Origin of the sequence: Salinivibrio sp. HTSP, assembly GCF_003390965.1 — a bacterium.
Lineage (GTDB): Bacteria > Pseudomonadota > Gammaproteobacteria > Enterobacterales > Vibrionaceae > Salinivibrio > Salinivibrio kushneri.
In genome coordinates, this window is sequence record NZ_PXUD01000033.1 from 1 (window position 1) to 18,673 (window position 18,673).

Genomic DNA, 18,673 nt, shown 5'->3' on the forward strand with positions numbered 1-18,673 from the left:
GTTTTACTGGACACGCATCGACGACCTGAGGAGGTCAGTATGCCAGTCTATAACACGGAAAAAAAACAGCGCAATATTCACTAGACTTCAAATTGAAAGCGGTTGAATGGAATTATGAGACGCATCGAACAGTGAAGTCAGTTACAGAGACGCTTGATGTCCATTCATGCTATCGAAGTGAAAAAGCTTTCAAGCAGAACAGTCGAGAAAGAAATGAACGAAGAAATATCGATAGAACACGAAGGCGTCGTCCATACAGCAGCATATTCAATAGTTGATGATGTATTGACGGTTTATCTGCCAGATGGGAGCACTAGTGACACTGAGCTAAGAGGCCTTAAGCCTGAATCAGCGGCAAGGGCTCATCTTCGTGCTTACATCAAGAAAAACACTTAAAAAGCTTCAGCAATCCCTCCTGCTAAGGTGGCTCAAGCTCTGCCTCTTTTCGGGCTCAGCTTTGCCAGCAGTTACCTAAAAGCTTCCCCATTTCATCTCCGCCCGTGCGAGGCGTTAGGGTTTGTTCGGCGTTGCCCATATTAAATATTCAATAAAATACAGTTATTCACAGAACTCCAAGTAAAAGCGCATCTGTCTTCAAGACAGATGCCATTCGTTGGTGCGGGTGATGATAGCCTTTCCGCCTGCTGAGATGCCTTTAAGCACCTTTAAAAGCTCGTCTTCGCTATACATGGACGTTTTCACCACGCCTGTATCACTATCAAAAGCCAGCTCATAATGAGGGGCTATAGCTTGCTCTGTGCGCTTGCAGAATACGCCACCCATCAGATCTGTAAAGCTTTTCCAGTTGCCTTTGTCGGCTGCGTCGTGGATATCCTGCACTAGCTGATTTTCTGCCATCATTGCCTTTAAGCGACGCAATTCACGCCAAACCGTCACCGAACACCCTCCCAGCTGTTGAAATTGGCGAATGCTCCAGCATGCCGCCCATGCATCGACGCGCGCCGCTGCACATTTCGGGTCTTCACCGTAGATACCAGCATCAAGATGATCACCGTCGATGTTCTTTGAAATGTATTTCGCGATATACCCCGTTGCTGAGCCCTTGTTCGGATCAATCTTCACTTCCGTAAAGCGGTGCTGCTCGGCGCCTGTTTCGTCGCCATCTTCCCGTAAAGCGTAATCTCTCATGGTAGTGATGAGGGTGTCATAGTGGGCAGGTTCGACGAACAACAATAAATGCCAATGGGGTGTACCGTCGTGCTGTGGCTCCACAACCCGAAAGCCATAGAATCGCACATCCTCGCGCTGTAGTTTGGCACGCATAAGCTTCCAAATATCATTGAGATAATCCTGAGCCTCAGCAGGCGTATAGCCTCCCCATTTTGGATTTTCATCGCCCGTTGTCGCATAGCTGCGGTGGTATTTAGACGGGCAAGTAATCGTGAGAAAGGTCGCCACATGGCCGAGCTCATTGGCTAGGTCTTCAAAACCTCGCGCCCTCACCATTAGCTCGGTTTTGCGAATTTTCGGATCAGCGACGCCCTTTTTCGATAATTCCAGCAGGCTAAAGCTTTGCCCTAGTTGATTGGTAACAGTCGTATTTGCAAGGTATTGCTCTTGGTGAAACTTCTGAGAAGCGCGGGCGCTTAGAGTCTCTTCGGAGCAGTAAATAGACTTGCGACGGTTTACTTCATTGAGGTGTCGCATCACGGTTTCAATGTTCTTGCGCTGGGCCTTTCGAAGTTTGCGCAGCCACCATGATTTATCGGACATACGACGTAGCCGACCCTCTAGGGTGTATTTTTCCTCATCGGGAGGCAGCACGCCAAAGCTGGCACAAAGGGCGTGTAGGGTCGCGATTGTTTGCTGTTCGTTACCCATTAATTCACGCCTAATCGCCAGTGCGGAATCAACAAGGTTTTCCGCTTCTTCTCGCAAGGCGTCTTCTGAGATATTGAGGTTTAGCTTTTCGGGCGACACGGTGAGCTTGCTCATCAGGCTGTCGGTGAGCTCGCGTAGGTAGGTGTTTCGCGCTTGCTTGTTGGAAATGGCGCGATAGTGCTTGAACAGGATTTTTTGCGCTTTATCCGGCAAGCGGCAAAGGCGCTCTTTCACGAACGCCTTATCATCCCAGTCAATTTGAGCAAAGTCAGTTTCAGGAATGGCTAACATCCAATGCCCTCCCTGCTGGTGTGAGCTCAAAAACATACCACTTGATACCGTAGTGGTAGGTGGTTCGGTACGTGATGAGCTTTTCTCGATAGAGCTTAAAGACTGTGCGTGGGTTTAATTTCATATCAAACCCTGTTGAGCCAATGTATCCGGCCTGATTGACGCGATAATCGGCACATAGCTCAAACCAATGTCCCGCTTGCATCGCACGGATAACCGATTGTTGATGTTTATTCAGCTTAGGCATGCTCACGCTCTCCATAGCTGAGGTGAGCCTGTTTGCGATGCTGATCTAACCAGTTATCCAAATCTTCTTTTAGGTAACGTACCGCTCGGCCAATTTTGATAAATGGTGGCGCTTCGGTGCGGTTGAGTCGGTGGCCCTCCATGCGTGATTGACGCAGGAAAGAACGGCTCATGCCGATATAAGCAGCGGTTTCTTGTTCTGTGTATGCGCGTTTATGAGTGTGTTCAGTGTGCATAACGATATCTCCGTGTGTTCGTTGGGAGATACCGTAACCGTCCCAACTAGCTTGGGACGCTGGTTGGGACGCTGGTTGGGAGAGTTTTTAGCTAAAGCGTTTTACGTACCGCTGAGACGTAGTTGCAGAAGGTTTTGTAACTCAACCTTCTCATCTTATCTCCTCGGCCAAACCATTTGATATCGTCACGGTTTATTTCCGAAATGATGCCGTCTTCGTCAATCTGGTGAGCGTTGTTTTCATGATCTCGCCTAACGGCATACCATACCTTGAGAGCGTCAGCGTCTCGATCCCCTACCAATACTTTTCGAATCATGATTTTGAAGGGGTTGGTTTCAATTTTGCTCATATCAGGGACAGAAATGCTTCGGCCTGTTTCGCCCTCAGGGCGTAGGTCAAAGGCGGCATTGACGGCCTGCAAATCAAACCGTAATTGGTCAGTATCTATCGCCAATGGCTTGGCCTCTAACGCCCTACCTGTTTTGGCTAGGGCGTCCCATAGGCCTGAAAATCCCTGACGATTCCATTCCTCTGGGCCTGCTTGGGCCAGTAGCCTCGCCTCTTGCCCATAGGTCGCCTTGGTGCCTATGGCCCCATAGGCCATAAAGGGGGCAGTAGGCCTCTGGGGCAGGGAGGATACCCGAGCAAATGGGCCGTTCTCGGCGTCTGGGAAATCGTTTTTGACCTCCCGCCAGTGGCTTACGTGGTCAGGTTCCAATATTTGGGCGTGACGAATAGGGGCGGTTTTTGAATGAATACAGGCTATTGACTGGTCTTGTGTTAGGCCTATTACGCCCTTGTAGGCGAACAGGTTTGCCAGAGCAGCCCTATGGCCCTCTTTGGCCGCAAGCATCGCCCCCATCGATTTTTCATCTACCCAAGCGCACAGTGAAAGCTGCCCTTCCTCGACAGCGGCCAATAGGTCGCCTTTGGTAATAGGGGTGACATCGTGGATTTCATCTAGGCGGTAAAAGCGACGGTTTTGCATCCAATACTCTTTCTTTATCTGTTAGTCCAATTAACATCTATTAGCCCCCAATAAGGCTAACAGCCGCTGCCTTATGTTCTGGTGCTAAGTGGGCATATCTTAGCGTCATTTTTAGGTCGGCGTGGCCTAGTAGCTCCCGAACGGTATTGAGGTCGACGCCTGCCATCACTAGTTTACTGGCAAAATGGTGTCGGAGGTCGTGGAAGTTAAAACCTTCAATATTTGCAAGCCCTAACACGGTTCCCCACGGCTTTTTAACGTCGGTAAGCGGTTGGCCGTTTTTGCCCTCAAAGAGGTAGATGGCCTCGGGGTTTTGTTCGCGCCAGCTTGTCAGTGTGTTATAGGCCTCATTGTTGAGTGGCACTATGCGGCCTTCTTTCGATTTTGCATTCCCGCCGCGCACTTGAAGATAGCGTTCAGAAAAATAGATATCACGCCATTCAAGGCTGAGTAGTTCGCCTCGGCGTAGCCCTGTATTGATAGCTAGCAGGATGAGAGGCTCTACATAATCCACGAACGTGACATCATCTAAGCATGGATACAACGAATAATTGCGTATAGCCCGATGCTCATTGGCCGAGCGGCGTGCTAGGCGAATATCTTGGTCTCGATGCTTGATAGCATGCCGTAATCGCTTCTCTTCCATGTCGGTGAGATAGCGTAGGCGGGTATTGTCGGCCTTGATAGCTTTCACTTTGGTCAGTTCGTGTGATTCGATTAATCCCCATTCAACGGCGCGAGACAATGCGCCTTTAAGTGAGTTCACACTGTGATTAATTGTTGACGCGGCTTTACCCTTTTTCCGTTGCTCACTTCGCCACTTCTCGACTTCCCATGCGGTAATTTGGTCGAGTTCTTTATCCATCAAAAACGCAAAGCGGCTTTTAATGTGGTTCACAATACGCTGGGCCGTTTTCGGATTACGGGTTTGCAGGTAGGGTAGGTATCGCTCGTCTAGGTAAACGGGGAGTTTGAGGTGCTTGCGGCGTTGGCTTTCTTGGCGCGCTTGCTTCCTTTCATCATGCACGTTGTTCCCTTTGGCAACCTCACCTGCCTTTTGTTTAGCAAGATCACGCGCTTGAGCTGGGGTTAGGTCGTGCGCTGTTCCGAGCTTGTAGTTAACCTGTTTGCCATCATGTCGGTAGTAGAGGTAGTAAACAATGCGCCCCGTTGCTGAGATACGAGCATGAAAGCCATGAATCTCAGTATCGTTGATGCGTTTATCCTCAACCGAAAACTGCTTGATACTGCTCGCGGTGATCTTCTTTTTAAGAGGCATGATGCTTTGCGTCCTTGGTGTCTACCCATCGATTTCTGTGTAGCATATATGTAGCAAATCAATCATACTTCCATGAATTTTGATGAACAAGGAAAAACAAAGAAAACGACATAAATGCATGATAATATTGGGTTAAATTGTTCTTCCTTGTTCACTGCGGTTCATGCAAAAACACCCAAAAAGCGTCTCATAATCGATTGGTCCCCTGTTCAAGTCTGGGAGGAGCCACCAGATTCTAGAAGGTTAGTAAGCGTAGTGTTTACTAACCTTTTTTTGTACCTGACGATTTTGGGTCAGGTAATGGGTCAGGTAAGCCCCGATCACGCACTCTTCCCTGTCTTCTCCCAATACTAATTCGAATACTACGCTGTTGCCAAATGTGTCCTTCTGGCGGATAAATCTCTCCCATAGAGCACAAAGATAGATTGAACTCGCAAACCAAACATAAGTAACTTAAATTACACTTTTAGATAAGTTCTTATACATTCACGACAAAAGTGAGTTATAGTGAACTTATATGATGAGGCGAACTTAAAAGTGACAAAAGTACACTAAAAGGCACTTATGAAAAAAGGCAAGATGGTAAAGGCACAACCTATGCCTGATTTGAATACCGAGTTCAGTATGGAAACGCTGGGGAGCGCTATTCGCTCAAAGCGCACCGATAGAGGCTGGCGTATTGATGATCTCGCTTCAAAAGCCAATTTATCTCGCAGAACAGTCATGAAGATAGAAAAAGGCGATACCAGTGTCACCTTTGCCAATGTACTTGTCCTCATGGACATCTTAGGGTTGTCTTTACGCCTTATCGACCTAAACCTATTTGCTCGTCCACATAGCCAAATAATCTCCCAAGCGGAAAACAGCGTGATAAGCAGTGAGGACGGTTGGTATGAGTAAGTTACAACAGTTAGATGTATTTATCGGTACGAATACCAAAATTGGCCGTTTGATTCTCCCCGTCGGAACAGAAACAGAGTTCTCATTCATCTATGAAGATGAATGGAAACACACGGGGTTCCCGATTTCACCACACATCCCTTTCGTTGATCAGGCTTCTCCACGCAGTATCGAGAACTATCTCAGAAATCTCCTTCCTGAAGGAGAAGCCTTTGAGGAGATGATACAAAACACCACTATCTCCAAAAGCAACACGTTCGGGCTGATTCGTAAACTTGGTGCGGAAACATCTGGTGCATTGTCTTTTCGAGTGCCAGGTTCGGAGCCTCAAGAAACCAGCTTTAGACCTGTACCTAATGAGGAGTTGGTAGACCGATTAGAGCGTAACTTAGCGCCATTGGTTTATTGGGACGGTAAGATTCGCCTTTCGGTTGCAGGTGTGCAAAATAAGTTAAACGTACTTAAGCGCGGCGATGAATGGGGGTTTGGGGAAGGAAAATTAAGTTCAAACTACATTCTGAAGTTTGAAAGCGGTAAAGCACCGTGCATTGCTGTTAATGAGTTCTTCTGCATGACATTAGCCAAGCTAGCTGGTTTGGACGTCGCTAATGTTGAGTTAACTCGCATTGGGAAGACGAGGACACTGAGCATAGAGCGGTTCGATCGAGCCTATATCGCGACTCGTGATGTCGTTCAACGAAAGCATGTTATTGATGGTTGTCAGGCAACTGACTTACCTCCAGGCTACAAATACGAGCGTCAGAATGGGGATGAAGGCGATGGCGTGTATATGCGTGATGGCGTTTCTTTCCCGCGTCTACTGAGCGTCAAAACCATAGACACGGTAACTACCAATCTAAAACTTACCCAATGGATGCTCTTTAATCTCGCAACGCTAAACTATGACGCTCATGGTAAAAATATTAGCTTCTTCGTCACCCCTAAAGGCCTAGAGCTGACCCCTTTTTATGACTTAGTGAACATAGAAGCCATTGCTCAAGAGGGAGCAAAGCGCAATTCGCGAAGCGGTAAGTTGTCTGCTGATGAGGGGCGGGCCGCCAGTATCCCTCAATATTTTGCAATGTCGATTGGCGATTGGGAAAGTGAAGGCTTTCAAAATCCGCCGAAAGGCAACTTCCAACGTCCAATCACCAGCTATGATTTAGCCGAGTTCGGTGCTCTGCTCGGTTATTCAGGCACCAAAATGGCTTCCATAACGGTAGAAACCGTTGGTGCTATAAAAAATGCTCTGAAGGAAGCGATTGACCTTACCGATGCTCAAGGAATCGACGATGGGGAACGTGAACACATAGAGCTATGTGTGTCACTCATCCAAACAGAGTGTGAATACTTGCTAACGCAAGCCGACGGTGTGCCAGAAATGAGCAAGCTTCTTTAATGGCGAATGCAGAGTAACCAAACTCGACAAGTGCGGCTTGATGGTTTTGTCACGACTTCTGTTCAGGGGGCGAGCTCAGTATGCATTCCCACGCGGGAGCGTGGGAACGAGTCAACAACTGACCGCTCCCTCATTCGTCCCTACAATACAAGCGACAATTTTTCCCCACATTCATATAACCACGATGACCTGGTATTGATATAGCGCCTTCACTGTAAACGGTAAATTAACCGTTTACATGATTCGGTTTGCAGGCGATGCGTAAAGAAAACTTCATTGTTTGTTTATTAATCTGTCCTATCTGTGTCAAAAAATCTGTTCATATTAGGCGGCTACCAATAGGAGGCACTGGAGATGCGACACAATTCTTTGTATAACAATATCATACTGTCACTGTCTGTCGTTTTAGTTTTGTCTGGCTGTATGCTGGAAGGGGACAATGGTGATCAAGGGGCTGCTGGAAAAGATGCGCCGCAAGGTCTGACCATGCAAGTTATAGCCCGTACTGTCCTTAACCCAGAGGATCCTGACGGCGCTGCGGAGATTGTCCAGTACCACGCTGATACTCAAATGGCGTATGCTATAAATAGCGCGGCCGACGAACCTACCGTTGAAGTTATCGATTTGACCAGTCTATCGTCTGAGCCTGTTGATGGGCCACTGAACGCCAACAATCTCAATACCAGCTCTATACTGCTTGAAACGAATGTTGATGGCAAAGCTCTGAATGGCGCCAACAGTATTGCCATTAGCGATGATTGGATGGCTGTAGCCATGGAAGCCAGTCACGGTGTGCGCGGCGAATTGCTGTTTTACAGCGGATTGAATAGTGGCAGTCCTGCTTATGTCGGTGCCATTGAAGTGGGTTACTTACCGGATATGGTAACCTTTACGCCGGATGGTACGACTGTAGTGGTGGCCAATGAAGGTGAGCCAAATGGTGACTTTAGTAATGACCCGGAAGGTTCAATTTCGGTTATTAATTTGTCGGGTAATGCTCTGAGTGCTGCAGCCAATGACCTGGTGAATTTCCAAACGTTTAATAATCAACGTGCCAATTTGGAAGCCATGGGAATGCATTTCCCGACACCTAATGGCCGCATTATTAATGGAAACCTGATAGACAGTTCTGTAGCTCAGGACCTGGAGCCGGAGTACGTGACCACTACAAACAGTCACGCGTATGTCACCTTGCAGGAAAACAACGGCGTGGCAGTGGTGAATTTGGATGATTTGACGTTATCGGTTCAAGGGCTGGGCTTCAAAGACTGGGGTTCGCTGATGATAGACCCCCAGGAAGACGGCTCTGTTACCTTTGGTCAATATGATAACCTATACGGAGTCTACATGCCTGACAGCATTGATTCGTATCAGTGGAAAGGTGCGGACTTCCTGGTCACAGCTAACGAGGGGGATGCTCGCGAATATTTCTTTGATGTGGCTGATCAGGCGGCATGTACCGCGGCCGGTGGTGAAGACTATGACGATGACGACGGATGTCTAAGCTACACTGATGAAGTAAAAGTTGAGGATATCACCTTCGAAGCGGGCGTGGATATCGATCCGGACCTTGATGATCTGCGTGTCACTAAAGAGTTAGGTGATGAGGACAATGATGGTGAGTACGAGGCGGCCTATGCTTATGGCGGGCGTTCGTTCACCATTTGGGATACCAATGGTTTGGTGGTTTTTGATTCTGGTGACGATGTGGCGCGCATTACAGCATCGGTTCACGGGGATGCCTTTAACAACAATGATGACGAAAACGAAGGCGATTCGCGTTCGGAAAATAAAGGTGCCGAGCCGGAAGCTCTGACTCTGGGTCAAATCGGTGAACGCACCTATGCCTTTGTTGGTCTGGAAAGGATGGGTGGCATCATGGTTTATGACGTCACCAACCCCTATGATGTGCGCTTTGTGGAGTATGCTATTAATCGCGAACTGACTGAAGGTCTGGAGCCGGGCGATGGGATCGGCGACCTGGCGCCAGAAGGTATGAAGTTTGTATCTGCCGAGGATAGCTCCAGTGGTTACCCATTACTGATTGTGGGTAATGAAGTCAGCGGCTCAGTGACTGTTTGGCAACTAAAACAAGAATCAGTCAGCCGATAAAGGATTATGTAAGCTGTTTTTTCATTAGTACTGGACGATAAAACCGCCCTTCGAGGCGGTTTTATCGTTTCATGGAGGCAGTCCATGAAACGATAAATAACGTTGAGAGTTAGAACTTTCTTTCCATAAACGAAAGAAACTCAGGGTGAACGAGTATGTGGTGATCAAGGTAGTTAGAAATTGGCATCAATTGGCCAGGATTACTGACGGGAAATCGGCCAAGACAGGTGACGCTCTAGCACGTGAACACCAACAGGCTGAAACTGTGCAACCTGTTGTCCTCGCCTGGGCACAAGCATTTACACTCCTCTCTAATAGCACTATAACGCGCATAAAAGTGTCTATATTTACACTTTTATGCGCGTAAAAATGTTTTATCTTGCATTTTGTTGCGCGTTTTTGTGTAATAAACAACCAATCAGATGAGCGCTTAAACTGGGGTGGTTAGATGAAACGAGCACTACTTGAAAACCTCCTTGCTTGGAAAGAAAAGCCGAATAGGAAGCCTTTACTGATTGACGGCGCGAGACAAACGGGCAAAACCTTTCTATTGCAAGAACTGCTAGGCAGTAGCTTCGACAAGGTCGTCAGGCTCGATTTTCTCGAAAGCCCGGAGTTAATGGACGCTTTCTCAGGATCTCTTAACCCCGACGACATCATCACCAACATTGAACTCCTAACCGGACAGAGCGTTGAGCTATCAACCGATCTCCTTATTTTAGATGAAATTGGTGAATGCCCAAGAGCGGTTACCGCGCTTAAGTACTTTGCAGAAAAGGCGCCTAATGCGTATGTGGCTGCCAGTGGCTCAAACATCGGATTGCTCAGCGCCTTTCCCGTTGGAAAAGTTGAGCAGCACAACTTAAGGCCACTGACTTTCCGGGAATTTTTGTGGGCCTCGGGAGAACAAGCACTGCAAAAAGCGTTTGCTCAAAAGCTGAATTCTTCTGCGGCTCATTCCAAGTTAATCGAGCTACTAACCGATTATTACTTCGTTGGCGGCATGCCTGAAGCCGTGAACTCGTGGTTCGAAAACGCAGAGCGTAGCATTCTTGAACGCATTGACGCCGTCTCTGAAGTTCATCGAAACTTAATTGAGGGCTACATGCGGGATTTCGGGAAGTACGCTGGCAAAGTGGATGCGCAGTTAATCGAGTCTGTGTTTCGTAGCATCCCTGCTCAGCTATCTTCTGTCTACGACGACTCTGTAAAGCGGTTCAAATTTAAGGGCGTTTACGAACGCAAGTCCCGCTATGCGGAATATGAAAGTGCGATCACATGGCTTCACAAGTGCCGGCTTGCGCTAAAGAATTATCCGATTGAAGGACAGCCTCGTTCGCCTTTAGCGGCTTATAAGAAGGACAATACGGTTAAACTATTCCTCTTTGATGTCGGGATATTAAACCATATGCTCGGCACCGGGTACCGTGAAATCAAGCAGCAAGGCTATGAATATAAGGGATATGTCGCCGAGAACTATGTTCAGCAGGAAATCGCTGCATTAGGTATTGAGCCAAGCTTTTCTTGGGGGGATGCAAGAGCGGAGATAGAGTTCATCATCGCGGATGACCTAGGTCGTATCGTGCCTGTCGAAGTTAAGAGCGGTAAGCGAACCCGTGCAAAATCATTGCAGTCTTACATCGACAAGTGCAAGCCCCACAAGACGATCAAACTAACAGGCACGCAAGGCTCGCCAGCAACCGAGCAAGAGCATGTTGTGATGCCACTTTATTATACTGAGTACTTACTTGAGCATCTGAGAGAGTGAGGTCAAGACTCGGCGAGTCAATCCCGATACAAAAAACGCAGCCCCACGGCTGCGTTTTGGCTTTCTATCTCCAGTCCATCATTACTCTGTCGGTTCGATGGTCAGTGGTTCCCAGGTGGCGGTGGTGTTGCCGCCGGCGCTGGGGTGGTCGCGGTATTCGCGGTCTTTGAGTAGGGTGTAGTAGACATCGACAAAGTCATCATCGTTGGTGAGCCAGCCGTCGGGGATGGCTTCGATGATTTTGCCGGTGATTTGCGTGATCACGCCATAGGCTTGCACTTCTAAATCTGGGATTGCCGCCAGGATGTCGTTCGCCACTTCGTTAAGTTTCAGCGCCAGCTCTTTGTAGTTGGTGCCGTCGTCTTGCTCCATTAAGATCACGTCTGCCGCGCCCCAACGATAGCGGTCCCAGTGGATCATTACCTGATTAGGATGATAGGTGGTTTGGTCGTAGTCTAAATAAGGCATATCGACGATATCGAGCGTGGGTTCGTCGCGGCTAGGGTTGACGCCGGTGACAATCGCATACACTTCTGCCGCACCGGAGATCCACGGTTCTTGATCGTCTTCTAGGCGAATAGTTTTTAGCACCGTGGTATCAATCGGCTCCGCGGGCCCTTGTGCCATCATGCGCGCACTTCGGCGCATCCGCGGAGCAGGGTTCTGCTCGGCCAAGGTGCGACGCATCACTTCCAGACCGGCTTTAAGAGACGCTTTACCATTGGTATCCACCACCAATACCGGGCGGTCTGGCATTTGATAGACGTCTAGCCAATGGGTGTTGCCTTCTGTATCAAATGCTTCTATTTGGGTCCAGGTCTTTTCATCGCCTGCCGGTTCAAAAGCAAACAAAGGCGCTTGGCCGGCCTGCCAGCGCGCCAGCATACTGGGGTCGGCTAAGCGTACTTCGAGCAGTTGGTCGGCGACGTCTTCGACGCCTTGCGCCTCACGCAACGCACGGTCAGCGCTGTGTAGCTGAGTATCCAGGCTGCGCTTGCTGCGTGAGCTGCGCGCTTCAGGCTTTGTCAGTGCCGACAAGGGGGCATTTAAGCCATAACTATTAATGTTGCGCTGTAGCGTTGGGGCGATTTGCGCATAGTCTCGGCTAAGCTGTTTGGCGGTGTCACGCTTGACTGTGACCACTCGGTTATCTGCATTGCCGGCAAAAGCGGGGGTAAAAGCGTGGGTAAAGCCGACTAATAGCAGCGAAATCAGTATTTTCTTATTCATCGCATGTCCTCTTGTGTACTGCAACTGACGTTAGCGGACTAACGTTTGTATAGTGCGATGTCTCTGTCCTAACACGCTATGTGTAAAGCGCCGAGGTGAGAGTACCGTTCACAAAAAACGTGTCACCTTTTGGCGACGTTAATTATTTCTAGTACTAGAGTAAATGCTCACTCATCAAAAAGCATGATAGTAGAATGAGGCCTCTTTACCGATTCTTCGGCCGAGCTTTAATAACATCCTGATAATGATGGAGAAGTGATGATGCGGCTTAAAGTTCGGTTGGCGGGCGTGAATGTGGGAGTTTGCCAGTAAACATAACAGTAGACGGTAAAATAAAGCCGCTGGCGAGGCAGCGGCTAACGTTAAACCGGAGAGCCTTAGATACCGTCGCGCTCGAGCGGACAGCTCATACAGCGCGCGCCACCACGGCCTCGTCCTAGCTGGTCGCCGGGGACGGACAACACCTTGATACCGGCTTTGTCGTATTTCTCGTTGGTGTAGGTGTTGCCTTCATAACCAATCACCACCCCAGGTTTGACCGTGAGCACGTTGTTGGCATCGTTCCATTGTTCACGCTCGGCGGCATAGCTGTCGCCGCCGGTAGTAATGATGTTTAACGGCCCGACGTCGAGTGCTTTTTCAATCGCGGTGAGGTAGCAAGACTGCGCGTCTACGTTAAGGCCGTCTTCGCCTTTGCGGGTCAGGCGCCAGCATGGCAAGTCGGGGCGCATCACGGTGGGATAAACCGAGAAGGTGTGCACGTCCATGTGGGTCATCACGGTATCTAGGTGCATGCACGAGCGGTTTTTCGGCAGTTGCACTGCAATCACTTCTTTGGCTTGGCCACTAAACAGCAGGCTACGTGCCAGTTGCTCAACCCCTTGTGGGGTGGTGCGCTCAGACATGCCAATTAATACCGCGCCACGGCCAATGACCAGCACATCGCCGCCTTCAATCATGGCGTTATCGTAGTCACGCACTTCATCACCGAGGTAATTAATAAACGCGCTGCCCGCAAATTCAGGGTGCCAGCGGTAAATCGCGCGCAGATGGTTGGTTTCACGTTGGCGCGCCGGTTTCGCCATGGGGTTGAGTGATACGCCACCATACACCCAGCACGAGGTGTCGCGAGTAAATAGATGGTTAGGCAGCGGCTCAATCACAAAGTCGGTTTTATCGTGCATGGCCTGCATCATTGAGGATGATTGCACGGGCAAGTCGATATAGCTTAAGCCACCGAGCAGAATGTCAGCCAGGGTGTTGTGGTCAATGTCTGCCAAGTAGGCGCGTACATCACTGGCGAATTGATAACCGAGGCGGTAGTGGTTGAGCTGGGTGTCGAGCAGCCACTGTTTGGCCTCCGGCACGGCCAGGGTTTCGACCAGTAAATCGTGGAGCAGATACACGTCGACGCCTTGGTCGGTAAGGGTGCGGGCAAACATGTCATGCTCTTCTCCGGCTCGTTCCACCGCCAATACATCATCAAACAGCAGTTCATGGCAGTTAGATGGCGTCAGGTGGTTCAACGCTCGTTCAGGGCGGTGAAGCAGTACACGCTTCAGTTGCCCAACTTCAGATCCAACGTAAAACTCACTCATGGTAGGTCCTCTTTTTCCTTAATACGGGCCAGGTAATGAGACAAACAGCGTGTTGCACACACGGGCGGTGTGCTCACCGGTTAGGTGGGAATGCAGGCCGTTTGCACAGGGTGGGCGTGTCTCATCTCCTCCTTGGATGCTCGAATAATGACAACCTTCTAGGGGGAGGTCAATGTTACAAATCACTAACAATCTCGCCGGACTAGCAAGGTCACAGAAAATTCATTAACTTGGCGGTTTTCTCATCAGTGACGCCATGATGAGCCGTGGCATTTTTTGCTAAACCGTGCCATATTGCGCCGGTATTCATTTTCTGGAGTCGCGTCTATGTCACAGGCTGAACTTATCGAACAACAACACCAAGAAACGCGGATGATCATCGAGGAGCTTCTTGCCGATGGCAGTGATCCTGATGCGCTGTATACCATTGAGCATCACCTGTGTGCTGATACCTTTGAAGCGCTGGAAGATGCGGCGGTAGAAGCCTTTAAAATGGGCTTTGAAGTGGCCGAAGCTGAAGAGCTTGAGCTGGAAGAGGGCGGCACTATCGTCTGCTTTGACGCGGTGATGGAAACGGCCTTGAATGCTGAGCGCATTGATGAGCAAGTCGAAAAGCTGGTGGCATTAGCCGATAAGCACAACATTGATTACGACGGCTGGGGCACTTACTTCGAGTCAGGTGAAGAGGAAGGTCCTGAGGGCGAGTAACGCGCGACCCGATTAAACGACTGAGTATAAAGCCACGAAAACGTGGCTTTTTTTAATGATGATGCCCCAAGTGAAGCGGTGCGGGTTTTACCGCATGGCGACGCTGCCACACCTTTTCATGGAAGAAGTACGCCAAGGTGTTGATGCTTGGCTCAACCAGTGCCAGTGCGCCACCGACCAACCAATCGCCACTGATTAAATAGCCCACCAAAAAGGCAACGTTAAAGTGTATCACCGCAAAGCTGGCCGTTTTAACCGCAGGGCGCGCTTGGCGGCTAAGCTGCCAGAGTTTTTCATGAAGATAAAACGCCCCGGTATTGACGGTGGGCTCGGTCATCGCAACCAGGCTGCCAATGATGATATCGCCGGTCAGCACATAGGCGACGGTAAAGGCGATAGAAAAGTGGATAGCAGCAAAACTGAGTGTCTTCTTCATGGTGTAGCTCCTTATTGGCAACACGCGTTTAATCAACACTGACAGTATGCATAGAGACTGTCGATAAATAAAAACGGTTCTCACTATCCTTTACATAGAGGGGAACTATCAACGGCGATCATTGCTAGGGATAACAAGCGTTTAAAAACTGACCAAGTCCATTTTGCGCCGAGGTGGGGCATAAAAAAAGCCACACCGAGGGGTGTGGCTTGATAGGCTGAGTGAGCCGAGGATTATAGCGCGGCGATGGTCGCTTTTTGCTCACCAAGCTTGGTGAGGCCCTCACGATAACCATCGAGCTTTTCACGCTCTTTCGCCACCACGGCTTCAGGTGCTTTGGCGACAAAGCTCTCGTTACCGAGCTTGCCTTCAACACGCTTGATTTCACCTTCGACGCGAGCGATTTCTTTATCCAGACGTGCCAACTCGGCGTCTTTATCAATCAAGCCTGCCATCGGGATCAAGATCTCCGAGCTGCCGACCAATGCAGAGGCACACGCAGGTAAGGTTTCGCTACCGTCAAGCACGGTGAAGCTGCCGAGTTTCGCCAGGGCATTCAAGGTGGTGCGGTTGCGGGTGGCACGCTCAGCATCACGGCTATCTGCGGCTTTTAACATCACCTCAAGCGGCTGGCTTGGCGCAATGTCGTACTCAGCGCGCAGGTTACGGATGCTGACGATAAACTGCTTCACCCACTCAATGTCTTCTGACGCTTGCGCGTTAACACGGCTGGCATCAAATTGTGGCAATGGCTGGTTCATAATGGTATCGCCGTCGACACCGTCAACCAATGGTTTGACGCTCTGCCAAATCGCTTCCGTGATGTAGGGGATCACAGGGTGCGCGAGACGCAAGGTTTTTTCCAAGACGGTGATCAGGGTGTAACGGGTAGCACGTTGCTGTGCGTCGTCACCTTTCCACAGTACAGGCTTGGTCAGCTCCAAGTACCAGTCACAGAACTGGTGCCAGATAAACTCATACAACACGCCTGCCGCCATATCGAGGCGATAGTTGTCGAGATGGGTATTGAAGTCTTTCGCCGCTTGCTGGAACTGAGACTCGATCCACTGATCGGCCAGTGAGAATTGCATCTCGCCGCCGCTCATGCCGCAATCTTGCGCTTCGGTGTTCATCAGCACATAACGGCTGGCGTTCCACAGCTTGTTACAGAAGTTGCGATACCCTTCAAGGCGCTTCATGTCCCAGTTGATGTCACGGCCAGTTGAGGCCAGTGCCGCGAGAGTAAAGCGCAGTGCGTCGGTGCCGTGGGCTTCGATACCATTCTCGAAGGTTTTACGGGTCGCCTTTTCAATCTTTTCTGCTAGCTTCGGCTGCATCATGTTGCCGGTGCGCTTGGCAACCAAATCATCAACACTGATGCCGTCAATCATATCGAGTGGGTCGAGCACGTTACCCTTGGATTTTGACATCTTGGCGCCACTTTCATCGCGGATAAGACCAGTCATGTAAATGGTCTTAAACGGCACTTGTGGCTTGCCGTTTTCATCTTTGATGAAGTGCATGGTCATCATGATCATGCGTGCCACCCAGAAGAAGATGATGTCAAAACCTGACACCAACACATCGGTGGGGTGGAAGGTTTTCAGTGCATCGGTGTTTTCGGGCCAGCCTAGGGTGCCGAAGGTCCAAAGCGCGGATGAGAACCAAGTATCCAACACGTCTTCGTCTTGGCGCAGCGCCACATCGTCGCCAATCTGGTTATCGCGACGCACTTCGTCTTCGTCACGGCCTACATAGACATTGCCTTGATCGTCGTACCACGCAGGAATGCGGTGACCCCACCAAAGCTGACGTGAAATACACCAATCTTGCACATCACGCATCCACGCGAAGTACATGTTCTCGTACTGCTTAGGTACAAATTGGATATCGCCGTCTTCGACAGCTTTTACCGCCGGCTCTGCCAATGGCGCGGTGCGCACATACCACTGGTCGGTCAGCATTGGTTCAATCACCACGCCGCCGCGATCGCCATATGGCACGGTCAGATCGTGATCTTTAATTTCATCCAATAGGCCAAGCGCATCAAATTCGGCGACGATCGCTTTACGCGCGGCAAAACGCTCCAGGCCTTGGTAGTTTTCTGGCAGGGCGCTATCGAAGGCATCGCTTGGCTGACCTTTATGATCAAACACTTCTGCCTGATCGCGAATGTCGGCGTTCAAGGTCAGGATGTTGATCATTGGTAGCTGGTGGCGCTGGCCGACTTCGTAGTCGTTAAAGTCGTGCGCGGGGGTGATTTTCACACAGCCGGTGCCCTTTTCCATATCGGCGTGCTCATCGCCCACAATTGGGATGCGACGATTCACCACAGGCAGCAACACGTGCTTGCCAATCAGGTCTTTATAACGCGGGTCTTCTGGGTTGACCGCAACACCGGTGTCGCCCAGCATGGTTTCTGGACGGGTAGTCGCCACCAAGATGTAATCTTTGCCTTCAGCGGTTTGAGCGCCATCAGCGAGTGGATAACGGAAGTGCCACATGTGGCCTTTCTTGTCTTTGTTTTCCACTTCTAAGTCGGAAATGGCCGTATGCAGCTTAGGATCCCAGTTCACCAGGCGTTTACCGCGGTAAATCAAGTCTTCTTGGTGCAGGCGAACAAACACTTCTTTGACGGCGTTAGAAAAGCCTTCATCCATGGTGAAGCGTTCGCGATCCCAGTCGACAGAGGCCCCTAAGCGGCGCAACTGTTGGGTAATGGTGCCACCGGATTCGCCTTTCCATTGCCAAATTTTGTCAACAAAGGCCTCACGACCGTAATCGTGTTTGGTTTTGCCTTCTTCGGCGGCGATCTTGCGCTCCACGACCATCTGCGTCGCGATACCGGCGTGGTCCGTTCCCACTTGCCATAGGGTATTGTTGCCCTTCATCCGTGCGGCACGGGTCAGGGTATCCATAATGGTATCCTGGAACGCGTGGCCCATATGTAGGCTACCGGTCACGTTAGGGGGTGGGATCATGATGCTGAACGCATCTTTGCTGGTATCACCATGAGGTCGGAAATAGCCCGCCTCTTCCCAGCGCTGATACAGCGCTTTTTCGATTGATTGTGGATTATATGTCTTTTCCATAGCGCTCTTGAAAGATCGTCAAGGTTTGGGCGATTGGTCGATGGCCAGGGTATGAAGTTGCAGGCCTGCCAGTCGGTATGCTTTATATCGGTGACGCGCGTGCTGTTTGAGCGTCTCATCGCAAGGGACGAAGTCTACCACTTGTGCAAACGAAGGCGCAAAATTTGATGGCTCTGTCGCCAAATTGATTAGCACACTGCGATGACCCGTATGGCGTACGCCAGGCCAGCCGATTTCCACCGGTGCGCCGCCTCGCGGCCCTTCACCGACCAAGTTATGGGGCAAAAATACATCTGGGTCACGTTGCCACAGCAGATCATCGAGTTGATGCGCTTGGGCTTGGTCGTGCGCGGCCAGGTAAATGCGTTGCCCTTGTTGATAGTAGTAAAAAGCCAGTTCGATAGCGGTTGCTACTATGATTTGTGTGTCACTGTCTTTGTTTTCACGCGCTTGCTGTTCGGGTGTTAGCCCCGGGCGTTCGGCATCGTCGGCTGGATCAGGCGGCGATAGCAAATAAAAGGTGGCGGTGGGCATATACGCTCCTAAAT

16 protein-coding genes are annotated in these 18,673 nt (G+C 50.0%); 6 read left to right on the forward strand and 10 right to left on the reverse strand.

Translation table 11 applies throughout. From position 1 onward, the window contains the following. Positions 1–156 precede the first annotated feature (156 nt). Positions 157–396, forward strand: coding sequence for a hypothetical protein (locus C7A19_RS07085; RefSeq protein ID WP_116644550.1), 240 nt, complete (start codon positions 157–159; stop codon positions 394–396). Positions 397–594: 198 nt separating this feature from the next. Here the strand turns inward: C7A19_RS07085 and C7A19_RS07090 are convergent, their stop codons facing one another. From C7A19_RS07090 to C7A19_RS07110, 5 genes are all read right to left on the reverse strand, one after another. Continuing rightward, entirely contained in the window at positions 595–2,133 is a 1,539-nt protein-coding gene (locus C7A19_RS07090) for a replication endonuclease (protein WP_116644551.1), read from the reverse strand. After that, entirely contained in the window at positions 2,117–2,380 is a 264-nt protein-coding gene (locus tag C7A19_RS07095) for a hypothetical protein (RefSeq protein ID WP_116644552.1), read from the reverse strand. The genes C7A19_RS07090 and C7A19_RS07095 overlap by 17 nt, the downstream gene beginning before the upstream one ends. Beyond that, positions 2,373–2,615 (reverse strand): helix-turn-helix domain-containing protein, encoded by a 243-nt coding sequence (locus tag C7A19_RS07100; protein ID WP_116644553.1) that lies wholly within the window; start codon positions 2,613–2,615, stop codon positions 2,373–2,375. The genes C7A19_RS07095 and C7A19_RS07100 overlap by 8 nt, the downstream gene beginning before the upstream one ends. Positions 2,616–2,706: 91 nt before the next feature. Further along, positions 2,707–3,603, reverse strand: coding sequence for a hypothetical protein (locus tag C7A19_RS07105; protein ID WP_116644554.1), 897 nt, complete (start codon positions 3,601–3,603; stop codon positions 2,707–2,709). Between the two features lie 40 nt (positions 3,604–3,643). Next, positions 3,644–4,882 (reverse strand): site-specific integrase, encoded by a 1,239-nt coding sequence (locus tag C7A19_RS07110; RefSeq protein WP_116644555.1) that lies wholly within the window; start codon positions 4,880–4,882, stop codon positions 3,644–3,646. A gap of 564 nt (positions 4,883–5,446) precedes the next feature. Here C7A19_RS07110 and C7A19_RS07115 point away from each other — a divergent pair. From C7A19_RS07115 to C7A19_RS07135, 4 genes are all read left to right on the forward strand, one after another. Beyond that, on the forward strand, positions 5,447–5,782 hold the full coding sequence (locus tag C7A19_RS07115) for a helix-turn-helix domain-containing protein (RefSeq protein ID WP_077660136.1): 336 nt from the start codon (positions 5,447–5,449) through the stop codon (positions 5,780–5,782). Then, the gene (locus C7A19_RS07120) at positions 5,775–7,181 is read left to right on the forward strand and encodes a HipA domain-containing protein (RefSeq protein WP_162300255.1); all 1,407 of its coding nucleotides are present in this window, start codon (positions 5,775–5,777) and stop codon (positions 7,179–7,181) included. The genes C7A19_RS07115 and C7A19_RS07120 overlap by 8 nt, the downstream gene beginning before the upstream one ends. Positions 7,182–7,535: 354 nt before the next feature. Further along, complete coding sequence (locus tag C7A19_RS07125) at positions 7,536–9,293, forward strand: choice-of-anchor I family protein (RefSeq protein ID WP_116644557.1); 1,758 nt, start codon at positions 7,536–7,538, stop codon at positions 9,291–9,293. A 448-nt stretch (positions 9,294–9,741) separates the two neighbouring features. Next, positions 9,742–11,061, forward strand: coding sequence for an AAA family ATPase (locus C7A19_RS07135; protein ID WP_116644559.1), 1,320 nt, complete (start codon positions 9,742–9,744; stop codon positions 11,059–11,061). Between the two features lie 81 nt (positions 11,062–11,142). On the opposite strand, the gene C7A19_RS07140 is transcribed toward C7A19_RS07135, so the two are convergent. Together C7A19_RS07140 and arcA are read right to left on the reverse strand one after the other, a co-directional pair. Next, entirely contained in the window at positions 11,143–12,291 is a 1,149-nt protein-coding gene (locus C7A19_RS07140; RefSeq protein WP_116644560.1) for a DUF3103 family protein, read from the reverse strand. Positions 12,292–12,668: 377 nt separating this feature from the next. Next, positions 12,669–13,889: an arginine deiminase gene (gene arcA, locus C7A19_RS07145; protein WP_069363333.1), complete on the reverse strand. Its 1,221-nt coding sequence runs from the start codon at positions 13,887–13,889 to the stop codon at positions 12,669–12,671. Positions 13,890–14,216: 327 nt separating this feature from the next. Here arcA and rraB point away from each other — a divergent pair, with 327 nt between their 5' ends. Continuing rightward, a complete protein-coding gene (gene rraB / locus C7A19_RS07150) occupies positions 14,217–14,597 on the forward strand; it encodes a ribonuclease E inhibitor RraB (RefSeq protein ID WP_116644561.1) in 381 nt (126 codons plus the stop codon). A 52-nt stretch (positions 14,598–14,649) separates the two neighbouring features. Here the strand turns inward: rraB and C7A19_RS07155 are convergent, their stop codons facing one another. The 3 genes from C7A19_RS07155 to C7A19_RS07165 form a co-directional block, all read right to left on the reverse strand. Further along, positions 14,650–15,033: a DUF2061 domain-containing protein gene (locus tag C7A19_RS07155; RefSeq protein ID WP_116644562.1), complete on the reverse strand. Its 384-nt coding sequence runs from the start codon at positions 15,031–15,033 to the stop codon at positions 14,650–14,652. Positions 15,034–15,266: 233 nt separating this feature from the next. Further along, positions 15,267–18,125: a valine--tRNA ligase gene (locus tag C7A19_RS07160; RefSeq protein ID WP_116644563.1), complete on the reverse strand. Its 2,859-nt coding sequence runs from the start codon at positions 18,123–18,125 to the stop codon at positions 15,267–15,269. A gap of 18 nt (positions 18,126–18,143) precedes the next feature. Further along, complete coding sequence (locus tag C7A19_RS07165) at positions 18,144–18,659, reverse strand: DNA polymerase III subunit chi (RefSeq protein WP_116644564.1); 516 nt, start codon at positions 18,657–18,659, stop codon at positions 18,144–18,146. Between the last annotated feature and the right edge of the window lie 14 nt (positions 18,660–18,673).